This window comes from Kaistia hirudinis (assembly GCF_014196455.1).
GTDB lineage: Bacteria > Pseudomonadota > Alphaproteobacteria > Rhizobiales > Kaistiaceae > Kaistia > Kaistia hirudinis.
In genome coordinates this window covers 349,529-362,572 of record NZ_JACIDS010000001.1, presented here as the reverse complement: position 1 = coordinate 362,572, position 13,044 = coordinate 349,529, and the positions used below count along the sequence as shown (strand labels likewise).

At 65.8% G+C, this 13,044-nt stretch carries 9 protein-coding genes; 4 read left to right on the top strand and 5 right to left on the bottom strand.

All coding sequences use genetic code 11. From position 1 onward, the window contains the following. Positions 1-7: 7 nt before the first annotated feature. The 3 genes from GGR25_RS01685 to GGR25_RS01675 form a co-directional block, all read right to left on the bottom strand. On the bottom strand, positions 8-1,582 hold the full coding sequence (locus GGR25_RS01685; RefSeq protein ID WP_210299777.1) for an ABC transporter substrate-binding protein: 1,575 nt from the start codon (positions 1,580-1,582) through the stop codon (positions 8-10). A gap of 197 nt (positions 1,583-1,779) precedes the next feature. Then, the gene (locus GGR25_RS01680) at positions 1,780-2,277 is read right to left on the bottom strand and encodes a MarR family winged helix-turn-helix transcriptional regulator (protein ID WP_183396990.1); all 498 of its coding nucleotides are present in this window, start codon (positions 2,275-2,277) and stop codon (positions 1,780-1,782) included. Positions 2,278-2,383: 106 nt separating this feature from the next. Next, a complete protein-coding gene (locus GGR25_RS01675; protein WP_183396989.1) occupies positions 2,384-3,955 on the bottom strand; it encodes a phytoene desaturase family protein in 1,572 nt (523 codons plus the stop codon). A 305-nt stretch (positions 3,956-4,260) separates the two neighbouring features. Between GGR25_RS01675 and GGR25_RS01670 the strand changes: the two genes are divergently transcribed. The 3 genes from GGR25_RS01670 to GGR25_RS01660 all read left to right on the top strand — a co-directional run bounded on the left by GGR25_RS01670 (position 4,261) and on the right by GGR25_RS01660 (position 7,375). Next, on the top strand, positions 4,261-5,046 hold the full coding sequence (locus GGR25_RS01670) for a cyclase family protein (RefSeq protein ID WP_183396988.1): 786 nt from the start codon (positions 4,261-4,263) through the stop codon (positions 5,044-5,046). A 159-nt stretch (positions 5,047-5,205) separates the two neighbouring features. Then, a complete protein-coding gene (locus GGR25_RS01665) occupies positions 5,206-6,804 on the top strand; it encodes a phytoene desaturase family protein (protein ID WP_343067935.1) in 1,599 nt (532 codons plus the stop codon). 49 nt (positions 6,805-6,853) lie between these two features. Next, positions 6,854-7,375 (top strand): MarR family winged helix-turn-helix transcriptional regulator, encoded by a 522-nt coding sequence (locus tag GGR25_RS01660; RefSeq protein WP_380147241.1) that lies wholly within the window; start codon positions 6,854-6,856, stop codon positions 7,373-7,375. Positions 7,376-7,397: 22 nt separating this feature from the next. Here GGR25_RS01660 and GGR25_RS01655 read toward each other — a convergent pair whose 3' ends face one another. Beyond that, a complete protein-coding gene (locus GGR25_RS01655; RefSeq protein WP_183396986.1) occupies positions 7,398-8,954 on the bottom strand; it encodes an indolepyruvate oxidoreductase subunit beta family protein in 1,557 nt (518 codons plus the stop codon). 10 nt (positions 8,955-8,964) lie between these two features. Continuing rightward, complete coding sequence (locus tag GGR25_RS01650) at positions 8,965-11,118, bottom strand: ferredoxin family protein (protein ID WP_183396985.1); 2,154 nt, start codon at positions 11,116-11,118, stop codon at positions 8,965-8,967. 317 nt (positions 11,119-11,435) lie between these two features. On the opposite strand from GGR25_RS01650, the gene GGR25_RS01645 reads away from it, so the two are divergent. Then, the gene (locus GGR25_RS01645) at positions 11,436-12,971 is read left to right on the top strand and encodes an ABC transporter substrate-binding protein (protein WP_183396984.1); all 1,536 of its coding nucleotides are present in this window, start codon (positions 11,436-11,438) and stop codon (positions 12,969-12,971) included. The last annotated feature ends 73 nt before the right edge of the window (positions 12,972-13,044 follow it).

Genomic DNA, 13,044 nt, shown 5'->3' with positions numbered 1-13,044 from the left:
GACGATCCTATTGCTTGGCCGGCGCGATCGCCGTCAGGTCGATCGTCCACATCGCGTTGTATTCGACCGGCTCAAGCGTCTTCGAGCTCGCCATGGAGAAGGCGGGCTGGAACAGGGACGTGAACGGCCCCTGCTCGTTCAGCTTCTTCTGCCACTCGTCATAGAGCGCGGTGCGCTTCGTCTGGTCGATCTCGACCGCCGCCTTCTTGGCGATCTCAGCGACTTCGGGCGCGGTGCCTTCCTTCCAGCCGGCGCGGAGGCCAACCTTCTCGCCGGGTCCAAACAGCAGATAGTCGCTCGGATCGGGGAAGTCCGGACCCCACCACACGATCGTCATCGGCAGCGTGCCGGCGCGATAATTGTCGAGGAAGGTCGAGACCGGCGAGGGCTTCAGGTCGGCGGTGATGCCGACTTCCTTGAGGTCGGCCTGCATCTTCGCCGCGACATCGGCGAAGGAGATGCCGTTCTTGGTGATGTCGGAGACATAGGTCAGCTCGATCACCGGATCCTTGATGCCGCTCTTGGCGAGCGCCGCCTTGGCGCCCTCGACATCGCGCTTGGGACCTTCGGCCGTCGGCAGCGCGCCGGCGAACATCGTCGGGATGATCGAGCCCGGCCGCGCCGCGCCCTCGCCGGCGATTTCGAGCAGCCCGTCATAGTCGATCGCGAGGCGCACGGCCTGCTGGAAGTCGCGATTGGCGGCGACCTTCGAGATCTCGGGGTTGGAGTTCGTGAACATGAACACGACATCCGCGCCCGGGACGGACAGCGTGTAGGCCGTGTCCTTGATCGCGTCGAGCTGGTCGGGACGCAGATCGAGCGCGATCTGGCTGTCGCCGCGCATGACGTTCATCTGCTGCGCGCTGGTGTCGACATTGCGCACGACGATCTGGTCGTAATTCGGCTTCGCGCCCCAATAGGCGTCGTTCTTCTTCAGCACGACCTCGGCGGCCATGTCGAACTTGTCGAGCACATACGGGCCCGAGCCGGCGGAGGCCGTCGCGAAGAAGGTGTCGGCACGGTCGGTCTTGTCGGCGCCCTCGTCGGCCGAGCCCTGGTTCGCCTTCACGACCTTCGCATTGACGATGCCGAGTGCCGGATTGGCGAGCTTGTACGGGAGGCCGGGATCGGGCTGCTCGGTGGTGAGGACGATCTCGCCGTCCTTCGAGCCCTTCGCGACGGTCACGCCGTCGAGCAGGAAGGACGGGCTGCCCTTCACATTCTTCACGCGGTTGAACGAGAAGATCACGTCATCGACCGTCACCGGCGAGCCGTCGGAGAACTTCGCCGCCGGATTGAGCTCGAAGGTGAAGGTCTTCGCGTCGGAGCTGATCGTCGGAACGCTCGCCAGCGAGGGCTCCAGCTTCGTCAGGTCGCTGCCCTTGAAGGTGATCAGCGTCTCATAGACGGGATGCAGCACGAGATTGGCCGTCGGCTCGAACTCGCGTGCCGGGTCCGCCGTCTTCAGCTGGAACGCCGTATCCACGACCAGCGTGCCGGCCTCCTGCGCGAACGCGCCCCAGACCGTTGCCATGCTCGCGGCGAAAGCCAGCGGCAGGACGCGATAGTTCCGTTTCGTCATTCTCATCGATGGTCCCCTCTTTTGACCCCATTATGATCACGCCCAAGAGATGAACAACAGCAATTGACGGTCGTGCACCGGTCAAACGAGAGGAAGAGATCGGGAGGCACCTGCGAGCGCGTCGAAGTTGCCCGGCGCAGCCCTGAAGACCCGCCGAAATCAGCCGACGTTTTGCCGTCCGAACGACACGATCGCGATCAGTCGTCGCCTTCGCCGCTAAGGTGATTGCGGACGGATTGCTTGACCTGGCCCATATGGGTGAGCAGGCCCGAGACGACGATCGGATCGACATCGGCCAGCATGTCGCGCAACCATTGCTCATGCGCTTCGGCCATCGCGGCGAAGGTGCGACGGCCCTTGTCGGTCAGCATCGCGACGGTAACGCGGCGGTCGTCATCGAGGCGCTCGCGCGCGACATACCCGTCCTGCTCGAGGCGCTCGACCAGGCCGGTGACATTGCCATTGGTGACCATGGCGCGGCGGGAGAGTTCGCCCAGCCGCAGCCCGTCTTTCTCGCGATATAGCTGCGACAGGATATCGAACTGCGGCAGCGTCGCGTCGAACTCGCGGCGCAGCCGGCGGCGGATTTCCTGCGAGATCAGCTTGGAAGTCGAGAGCACCCGCAGCCACAGCCGAAGCTCCTGCTTCTTGCCGTCCTGCGTATCACTGACGATGGCTTCCAGATCGACCGACATTCACCTGTCCTGCAATCGGGCATCGCGCCGATCATGTTTCGACGGGCCGGAGATACTTCATGTTTCAAGCGACTGGCAAGGCATTCCGGCGCCGGCCCTCGTCCGCTCAGCGCGCGAGCATCTTCGCGAGCATGTAGCCCGAGCCGGCGCCGGTGCCGGCCCCCGGCCAGGTACCCGCGCCGCAGACATAGAGATTGGGCACCGGCGTCTTGTAGCGCGAATGGCCGGCGACAGGCCGGAACAGGAAGTTCTGCGCCAGATGATGCGAGCCCGACAGGCTGTCGCCGCCGATGAGGCTCGGATTCTCCGCTTCCAGATCGGCCGGCGAAAGGACGGCACGGCTCCGCACCTTGGCGCGCGTTCCCGGCGCATAGCGCTCGATGATCGCCAGCGCGCGGTCGGCATAGGCCTCCTTCGCTTCGTCCCAGTTCGTTGCCGTGATCACGCCGGCCGCGTCGCCGCGGATCTGCGCGGGCAGGACGCGCACCTGCACCCACAGCACATGCTTGCCCGCGGGCGCGCGGCTGGGGTCGAGGGTGGTCGGCTGGCCGACAACCAGAGCCGGCTCGACCGGCAGCAAGCCGGACATCGCCTCGGAATAGACGCGGTTCATCATCGCCATGTCGGGTGCGATATGGACATAGGCGTAGTCCCGAAGCGCGGCGCCAGCGCTCCAATCCGGCAGGTCGTCCATCGCCAGATGGATCATCATCGCCGCCGGCCCGGGTCGGAATTTGCCGAGCGCCCGGCGATAATCGGCCGCGCCCGCCGCGGCCGGGACCAGCCGCTCGAAGGTCACGCGCGGATTGACGTTGGAGATGACGGCGCGCCGCGCCGCGAGGACGCGGCCATCGGCGAGGCGAACGCCGCTCGCCTTGCCGCCGGTCATCTCGATGGCGGCCACGGGCGCATCCAGCAGCAACGTTCCGCCCTTCGCCGCGAACAGCGCGGTCATGGCGCGAATGATCGTGTCGGCGCCGCCCTTGCCGATCACCATGCCAAAGAGCTGGTTGGTCATCGATTCGAGATAGGGGAACAGCGCGCCGCCCGCGACATCCGGGGCAAAGTCGAGATGCAGCCCCCAGGCGGCCAAGGTCGCCTTCAGCTTCTCGCTGGCAAAATGATCGTCGAGGAATTCGCGCGGCGAGGACAGCAGCAGCCGGCCGAGGTCATAGAGCATGGGCCAGCCGCCGGCCCGCCAGGCCTTCCAGACCACCTTGAGGGCGGCCGCCGAGGGCATAGGCGACCCGAGCAGGCCGAAGATGTGCGGCGCCTTGCGGCCGAAATCGTCCAGCATCGCCTGCCAGGCGCCGGCATCCTCGTCCGACAGGGCCCTTATGCCGGCAAGCGTCGCGGCGACATCCGTCCCGACGCCCAGATGGGTTCCGTCGGGAAAGACGCTGGCGAAGCAATGCGGCGCCGGGACGAAGGCGAGGCCGTGCTCGGCCAGCACATCCTTATAGGTCGCGTGGAATGCCGAGCCCGCGAACATGGAGAGGTTCATCGCGCAGAGGTCGTGGCGGAAGCCCGGCTCCGTGACCTCCTGCGTCTTCACCGCGCCGCCCGGCACGGCCGCGCGCTCCACCACCGCGACACGCCATCCCTTAAAGGTTAAATCGATGGCGGCGGCGAGCCCGTTATGACCGGCACCGATGACGACGGCGTCAAAATGATCCATGTCGACCCCTGGAAGCGGATTATGTGATTATATCTTTGAATGCATATATTCAGGCCGTTATCGGCACAAGAGCGGTCTGGGCACACACGCCGCCCTGCCGGCGCACTGCCTCGATCTTTGGCGCGATATGGCTGTTTTTAAGGAGTATCGGCGTTGGATGGGGCATCGCCAGCCGCCTTCGCGCCGGCCATCACAGATAGTTGCAGGCTCATATTTTATGATCTAGGCTTCCTGCGTGCATCAGGATGGCCGGCATGCGCTGAGCGCCCGGACGGCCGCCAAGAATAAGCCGAAGGGAACCTCGTATGTCCGATCAAACCGCTCTCGCAGCGCTCGCCGCCGGTCTCGTCGCCGGATCCATCAAGGTCGTGGATCTCACCGCGCCGCTGGGACCGGAGACCCCGGTACTTTATCTGCCGCCGCAGTTCGGCAACAACACGCCGAATGTGAAGGTGCACAAGATCTCGGCCTATGACCAGGACGGCCCGTTCTGGGCCTGGAACTGGCTGGAACTCGGCGAGCATACCGGCACGCATTTCGACGCGCCCTGCCACTGGATCACCGGCAAGGACCTGCCCGAAAACACGACCGACACCATCCCGCCGCAGAACTTCGTCGCGCCGGTCAATGTCATCGACCGTTCGAAGGAAGCGGCGGCAAACCCGGACTACCTGCTCACCGTCGAGAGCATCAAGGAATGGGAAGCCGAGCACGGCGCCATCGAACCCGGCACCTGGGTGTTGCTCCGCACCGACTGGTACAAGCGCAACGGCTCGACCGAGGCCTTCCTGAACGCCGATGAGAACGGCCCGCATTCGCCGGGACCGACCGCAGAGGCAATCGAGTACCTGATCGGCAAGGGCATCATCGGCTGGGGCCAGGAGACGATCGGCACCGACGCCGGTGCGGCCGGCGGCATGAACCCGCCCTTCCCGGCCCACAATCTGATGCACAAGGCCAATCGCTATGGCCTCGCGAGCCTCAGCCATCTCGACAAGCTGCCGCCGAAGGGGGCGATCCTGATCGCCGCGCCGCTGAAGTTCGTGCAGGGCACCGGCTCGCCGGTCCGCGCGCTGGCGCTGCTGGCCTGATCAATAGGGCAGAACAGCGGCGCGCTACTTCCCTCGGGAACGGCGCGGCGCCCTGCCTCGATCAGCCTGAACCTGCCGCGGATGCTGCCGGTCATCCCGCCTGCCCTTCGGGCCGATGCCGTCAGCCCCGCTCGCTGCCAGCCAAGGGGAGGTCCGCGCGTGAACGCTCCGACGACAGCCTATGACCACATCATCATCGGCAGCGGCATCAATGCCCTCGTGGCCGCCGCCATGCTCGGCAAGAAGGGCCGCAAGGTCCTGCTGCTCGAACGCAACCCGGTGATCGGCGGCTGCCTCCGCACCGAAGAGATCACCCGCCCCGGCTTCGTGCACGATGTGATGGCCACCACCATGGTGCTGTTCATCACCTCGCCGGCCTATGCGGCGCTCGGCAAGGACCTCGAGGCGCGCGGGCTCGAGTTCGCCCATTGCCCGACGCCGACGGGCGTACTCCGCCCCGATGGGAGCCACGCGATCCTCAGCATGGACCGCGCCCGCAACATCGCGCATTTCGACGCCCTTGCCGCCGGCGACGGCACGGCCTTCGAGCGCGAGATGGGCCGTTTCGGCGGCAATGCCGGCTTCGTCTTCGGCCTGCTCGGCGGCGAGCTCTGGACCGCAGCGACGCTCAAGCTCGTCGCGAAGGAGGCCTGGAAGCGCGGGCTTAAGGGACTCGCCGCCTTCTTCGGCGAGGCGCTCGCCCCCGCGCGCGGCTATCTGGAGACAACCTATCGCTCCGAGGAGATGCGTGCGCTGTTCGCGCCCTGGGCGCTGCATTGCGGCCTCGGGCCGGAGAGCGCCTATTCCGCCGAGATGACAAAGGTCATCGGCTTCGCGATCGAGATGGCCGGCTGCCCGATCGTCAAAGGCGGCGCCCGCAATCTGCTCGCGGCGTTCGAGCGGTTGATCCGCGACCAGGGCGGCGCGATCATGACAGAGGCCGATGTCGCCGCGATCGTGCCCGACGGCGCAGGGCGCGCCGCCGGCGTCAGGCTCGCCGATGGCCAGGTGCTCAAGGCGGGCAAGGGCGTCATCGCCTCGGTGACGCCGAACCAGCTCTATGAACGGCTGCTCGGCGATTGGCCGACGCCGCTTCCGGCTGAAGTCGACGAGGGCGTCAAATCCTATCGCTACGGCAAGGGCAACATGCAGATCCACTACGCCCTGAGCGCGCCGCCGGCCTGGAAGGCCGGCGCGGAGCTCGGCAAGATCGCGTTGCTGCATCTGACGCCCGGGCTCGACGGCGTCTCGCGTTCGGCCAACGAGGCTGAGCGCGGGCAGTTGCCTGCCGTGCCGACCATCTGCGTCGGCCAGCCCGCCAGCTTCGATCCAAGCCGCGCGCCGGAAGGCAGCGGCCTGCTCTGGCTGCAGATCCCCGACACGCCACGCCACATCAAGGGCGATGCGGCGGGCGAACTTGCCATTCCCCCCGACGGCCGGTGGACGGATGGGCTGCGCGAAGCCTTCGCCGACCGGATCGAGACGATCCTCGCCGGCCATATCGAGGGTTTCCGCGACACGATCCTGAGCCGACGCGTCTATTCGCCGGCCGATCTTGAAGCCATGAACGTCAATCTGGTCGGCGGCGATCCCTATGGCGGCTTCTGCGGGCTGGACCAATTTTTCCTCTGGCGCCCGCTGAAGAGGCCGTCTAACCACAGGACCCACATTGCGGGGCTGTATCACATCGGCGCATCGACCCACCCCGGCCCCGGCCTCGGCGGCGGGTCCGGATTCCTGCTGGGATCGTCGCTCTAGATGTGGGAACGCGCGCAGCGGAACGAAGGTTCTTGAGGAGATCGTCCTGTTGAAGACGCGCGCGCGTTCGAAGATCCCTGCCACGACGCCCCTGCCGGAGCCGCCGCCCGCCGGCACGCGCATGCAGAGCCTCGGCGAGATCGGGCTGAACAATTTCGCGCCCTATCTCATGAACCGCGTCATGGCGCGCTGGAACGGCGGCCTGGCGGCTGAACTGCGCGCCATGGGCGTGACCACGCCGAAGATGCGGGCGCTCGCCGTCCTGTCGATGTTCTCCTCGCTCACCGTGAACGAGCTCGCCGTCTATGCCGTGACGGAGCAGTCCACGCTGAGCCGCACGATCGATGCGCTCGAGGAGCAGGGCTTCGTCCAGCGCCAGTCGCGTGCGGACGATATGCGCATCCGCGACATCTCGATCACGCCCGAAGGCCGCGCCGTCTTCGACCGGATCTGGCCGATGATGTTCGCGCATCTGAACGAGATGTTCGCCGACGTCTCCGACGAGGAACAACGCTTCCTCGTCGCGATCCTGCAGAAGATCCTGCGCAACGTCCGCTCGGACGAACCGTAAGATCACCGCCGGCCGCGCCCCCCTAGAGGGTCGCGACCGTCTTGAGCGCCCCGTCGAGCGCGATCCCGTTTTCGTCCAGCAGCGCCGCCTGACGCAGCCGCCGGAGCCAGGCGGCGCCATCCTCGCGTCCAACGAGAAGCGGCAGACTGGAGAGGACGCGGTCAAATTTCGACAGGCCGCGGGCGTGCGTGTCGGAATAGCCCTTCACGAGCCGCCGGCAGGCGATCACCTCGACCGCAAGATCATAATTCACGCCGAGCGTCGCGAGCGCGGTATCGAGCCAGGCCTCGCAATGCGCCATTTCGCGGGCATGACGAAGGCTGCGCGGGCGCAATCCCCGGAACGAGGACAGCACATAGAGCCCGAGGAACCAGCCGAGCGTGCCGGTGCGGACGCGGCGCCCCTTGTTGACGCGGCGGTCCAGCCACTGGAACACGGCCGGCCGATTCTCGATCCATTGGCCCAGCCCCTTCGGCAAGGTGCCGCAGACCTCTTCCATGCGCGGATGCATGAACTCTGTCGTGTAGACGAGCTGATCCGCCTTGGCTCCGACCTCGCGACGCACCCGGTCGAAGCGGGAGCCGCGGATCTTCAGGTCGGCGACGTGAATCACGTCGTCATAGGCCATGGCGACGGCGAGATATTTGGCTGCCTCGACGGTGAAGGCGTAGTCGTGGCCTTCGCCGCCGGCAACGGTATCGGCACGCAGCAGAGCGGCCATGCGGTCGAGATAGGCGTCGGCATAGGCGACGTCCTGAAAGTCGGTAAGCTTCTTGGCGCCGGCATAGAGCATGGCCTGCGCCTCCGGCGGAAACTCGGTCCGGATTCGCTCGAGCACGCCATCCAGCTTCGGATGGCCCGCGGAATCGGGGAGCGGGTCCAGGCGCTTCGCCGGCGTGTCGGAGAGCTTGTCGTTCTCGCCCTTCCGCGCCCGCTCGAAGGCGGCGTTGAACGCCTTGAGGCTCGGCTCGATGCCCTTGCCGCCGGCTTTGATCGTCGCCTCGAAGGCGGCCTTTTCGAAAGGCAGCCGGCCGGAAGCGGCGATCGCGCCGAACAGCGAGGCGGAGACGACGCTGCCATTCTTCGTCGCGAGCGTCTCCATGTCGAAGGCGATCGTTTTCTTGGCCGCGAATTCGGTGGCGTCGACGACGACGAGCGGATTGCCGATGCCGTTGCCCGGCTTCTCCTTCTCGCCCACCGCATAGGAGCGATGCGTCGAGGCGATCAGCATGGTGCGATCCGGCGTCACGAGGCCGCGCAACACGGAGCGCCCGGCCTCCATCAGCTCCGCCGCCACGACGAGATCGACGTCGCCCGGCGTCGGCATTAGCGCCAGCACGGGCCGCGCCCCAGGGCGCGCCTTGATGAGTTCGAGATAATAGATCGTCGCGCCGGTGCGCTGCGCGACGCCCGGCACCGAGGTGGACTGCGCCACCCAGCCCTGCTCTTCGGCGAGCGCGACGATCCAGTCGGCGAGCACGCCGCCGCCCTGCCCGCCCATGGCGAGGATGGCGACGGTGATCGGCTTCTCGGCGGCAAGCTCGGCCGATCCGGCGGTGATGGTCGGTTCGTTCAGCATGTCGCGCTCCTCAGTCCGCGAAGACAAGACGCTGGCGCTGCCGGCGGGCCTGCAGCCAGCCGATCACGGCGCCGCGCATGCGGTGCAGCAACCGGTCCCAACGGGTCGGATTGTGGATGATGTCGGCGCGGTAGAAGGACGGGCACAGCACCGCCGCTTCCGAGACCTCGCCGCAATTGCCGCAGCCGACGCAGGAATTGTCGATCGCCGCCACGGGATCGTCCTTGAGCGGATCGTCGGTGTGCTTGACCGAGAGCGACGGGCAGCCGGAGAGGCGGATGCAGGCGTGATCGCCCGTGCAGACATCCTCGTCGACACCGAAGCGCTCGCGCACCATGCGCTTGCCGTCCTTAACCGCCTTGGCGAAAAGCGGCTTCACACGGCGCTGCTTGTTCAGCATGCATTCCGACGAGGCGACGATGATCTTCGGCCCCTTCTCGGTGCTGGTCAGCGCCTCCTTCAGCGTGTCGCGCATCTTCGCCACGTCATAGGTGCGGTCGATCTGGCGCACCCAGGTCGCGCCTATGCCCTTCACCGCGCTGACGATGGAATTGTTGGTCTTGCGGCGCGGGTTCTCGGCGCGCGACGACATGATGTCCTGCCCGCCGGTCGCCGCCGAATAGAAATTGTCGACGATCAGCGTGACGCCGTCCTGCTGATTGAAGACCGCATTGCCGACGGAGGTCGCGAGGCCGTTGTGCCAGAAGCCGCCATCGCCCATCACCGAGATGGAGCGCTTGTCCGCCTCGACATTGAACGCGGATGCGGAGGCCGGCCCGAGGCCGTAGCCCATGGTCGTGCCGCCGATATTGAAGGGCGGCAGGATCGAGAACAGATGGCAGCCGATATCGGCCGCCACGTGATGCGGCCCGAGTTCCTTCTCGACCAGCTTCATGGCGGCGAAGATGGGCCGTTCGGGGCAGCCGGTGCAGAAGCCCGCCGGCCGCGGCGGCACGACTTCGGCGAGCGCCTTCACGCGCGCATCGGCGAGCACTTCGGAGGGATCGGGGATCGGCGGTCGGTTGCCGCGAAGCGCCGGCGCATGCGCATCGAAGAAGGCCGCAAAACCCTTCGCCAGCACCGGCGCGGTATATTCCCCGCCGAGCGGGAGCACGTCCTTGCCGGACACGCGGGTCTGGATGTCGCGCCGGCGGAACAGCGTATGCAGCGCCTGCTCGATATATTCGGGCGCCCCCTCCTCGACCATCAGCACCGCCTTTTTGCCCGCGGCAAAGGCGATGACCTCGTCGTCGATCATCGGGTAGGAGACGTTCATCACATAGAGCGGAACGCGGCAATTGCCGTAGATGTCGGCGAGGCCGAGCTGCTGCAACGCGCGCATCGCGCCATTGTAGACGCCGCCCTGCAGGATGATGCCGACGTCGCCGGTCTCGGGACCGAAGAACTCGTTCAGCTTCGCGGCCTTCACATAATCGACCGCGGCCGGCCAGCGCTGCTCGAGCTTCTCCTTCTCGTGCTGGAACGAGGCGGGCGGGAGCACGATGCGGCCGAGATCGCGCCGCGGATTCTCCAGCGCCTCCTTCAGCGTGAATTTCGGCTTCTGATTGTCCTTGGCCTCGAACTGACCATGCACATGGCAGGACCGGATGCCGACCTGCAGCATCACGGGGGTGTTCGACGCCTCCGACAGTTCGAAGCCCTTCTCCACCGCATCGACGATCGAGGCGAGGTTCGGGCGCGGCGTCAGCAGCCACATCTGCGATTTCATCGCATAGGCGTGGCTGCGCTCCTGCATGATGGAGGAGCCCTCGCCATAATCCTCGCCGATGATGACGAGCGCGCCGCCGGTGACGCCGCCCGAGGCCAGATTGGACAGCGCATCCGACGCGACATTGGTTCCGGCCGTCGACTTCCAGGTCACGGCGCCGCGCACGGGATAAAGCACAGACGCCGACAGCATCGCCGCGGCCGCCGCTTCGGAGGCGGAGGTCTCGAAGTGAACGCCGAGATCCGCCATCACGTCCCGCGCGTCGGCGAGCACGTCCATCAGATGCGAGATCGGCGAGCCCTGATAGCCGCCGACATAGGAAACGCCCGACTGAAGCAGCGCCTTCGTGATGGCGAGGATGCCCTCGCCGCTGAAGATCTCGCCTGCACCCAGCTTCAGGTCCTCGACCTCTCGGGCGAATGATCGCTCGGCCATGGTGGTCCCCTTTTTTCGACACTGGAAGCGTTATTATATGCATTTACATATTTTCGGATCACTGCCGTTTGTCAAGGGATTTTGCGGCCCTGTTCAGGATCGCGAAGGATGGTTCGCTTGCCATGCAAATGCGCATGCATATGAAAAATCCCGCCTCTGAATCAGGCATTTGCCCAACGCCGATGCAGCCGCGCCGAATTTCGCCAGTGGCCGCATTTCACGCTTGTCGGCACCACCTGCTTATTTTAAGCTTCAACTAATGCGCATGAATGTGCCTGCCGGAAAAGCCGGCGAACAGGGAACTACGGAGACTCGTCATGGTCGAACTCAATCGTCGCCAGGCCCTCGGGCTTGGCGCAGCCGCATTCATTTCCGGACTCCTTAGTGGCCGCCTCGCCGTGTCCGCGGCCGAGAGCTCCACGCTCACGATCGCCTTCAACGCCAACCTGCCGTCCTTCGACGGCACGACCGGTCCTTCCGCGGTCAATCCGGCGATCCAGGCGATCTACCGGTCGATCTTCGATCAGTATATCGGCCAGAAGCCGGACCTGTCCTTCGAGCCCGGCCTGCTGACGGCCTGGGGCTGGAACGACGACAAGACCAAGGTCTGGATGGATGTGCGCTCCGGCGTGACCTGGCATGACGGTACGCCGCTGACGCCCGAGGATGTCGTCTGGTCGCTCGAGCGCGCCGGCGATCCGGCCACGGGCAATCCGGTCGCCAATGTCTGGGCGAGCATCGGCAATTTCACCATCGACGGCCAGCGCATCACCGGCGACGTCAAGAGCTTCGACCCGACCATCTTCAAGTGGATGGCGTTCCTGACCGGCTATGTCCTGCCCAAGGCCTATTACACCAAGGTCGGCGCGGCGGGCTTCGAGGCCAAGCCGATCGGCACCGGCCCGTATATGTTCGACGCTTACGAAGGAAACTCCTTCCTCCGTCTCAAGGCCAACCCGAACTATTTCGGCGGCAAGCCGGCCTTCGACACCGTCGTGTTCAAGTTCGTGACCGATCCGACCAGCCGCGTGGCCGAGATCGAGTCCGGCTCGTCCGACGTGACGCTCGAAGTTCCCTATGAGGAATATGACCGCCTGCGGAAGAAGGAAGGCCTCGCCGGGGTCTCCCCGCCGATCTCCGACATCGGCATGCTCTTCATCACCAATGTCGAGCCGATGCTGGACAAGAATGTCCGCCTCGCCGCGCATCATGCGATCGACAAGGCCGGCATCGTCAAGAAGCTGCTGCGCGGCTATGGCGTGCCGATCGATACGCTCGAAGCCCCCGAATACGAAGCCTATGACGCCTCGATCAAGGTCGGCTACGACCCGAAGAAGGCCGTCGAGCTCCTCTCCGCCTCGGGCTACAGTACCGAAAAGCCGGTCAAGTTCACGATCCAGACGACGCGCGGGCTGAAGCCCAAGGATTATGAAATGATCCAGGCGATCGTCGGCATGTGGCGCAAGGTCGGTATCGAGGCCGAGATCGAGGTCTACGACATCGCCAAGCATTTCGAGCTGCGCATGTCGCACAAGCTCGCCCCGGCGGCGTTCTACAACTGGGGCGACGCGATCGGCGATCCGACGACGTCCACCGGCTTTGCCATGTTCTCCAAGTCGCCGCACTCCGCCTGGAAGAGCGACGATGTGGATGCGCTGATCGGGCCGCTCTGGGCCGAGCCCGACGAGGCCAAGCGGATCGCCGGCTGGAAGGCGGTCGACAAATACATCGCCGAGCAGGGCTATGTGATCCCGCTGCTCCAGTATGTTCAGCCGATCCTCTACAAGTCGACGCTGAAGGTGACGCCGAATACGTCGAGCGCGCTGCAGCCGACGCTCATCTCCAAGTCCTGAAGCGCGGCGCGGGGCGGGTCATGCGCCCGCCCCTCCCGCCTGATGCGATGTCCGGGCGGCCGATGAGGCCTTC

Coding starts and splice junctions, on each gene's coding strand:
- GGR25_RS01685 (WP_210299777.1), bottom strand. CDS start 1,582: ATGACGAAACGGAACTATCGCGTCCTGCCGCTGGCTTTCGCCGCGAGC.
- GGR25_RS01645 (WP_183396984.1), top strand. CDS start 11,436: ATGGTCGAACTCAATCGTCGCCAGGCCCTCGGGCTTGGCGCAGCCGCA.
- GGR25_RS01675 (WP_183396989.1), bottom strand. CDS start 3,955: ATGGATCATTTTGACGCCGTCGTCATCGGTGCCGGTCATAACGGGCTC.
- GGR25_RS01655 (WP_183396986.1), bottom strand. CDS start 8,954: ATGCTGAACGAACCGACCATCACCGCCGGATCGGCCGAGCTTGCCGCC.
- GGR25_RS01680 (WP_183396990.1), bottom strand. CDS start 2,277: ATGTCGGTCGATCTGGAAGCCATCGTCAGTGATACGCAGGACGGCAAG.
- GGR25_RS01670 (WP_183396988.1), top strand. CDS start 4,261: ATGTCCGATCAAACCGCTCTCGCAGCGCTCGCCGCCGGTCTCGTCGCC.
- GGR25_RS01650 (WP_183396985.1), bottom strand. CDS start 11,118: ATGGCCGAGCGATCATTCGCCCGAGAGGTCGAGGACCTGAAGCTGGGT.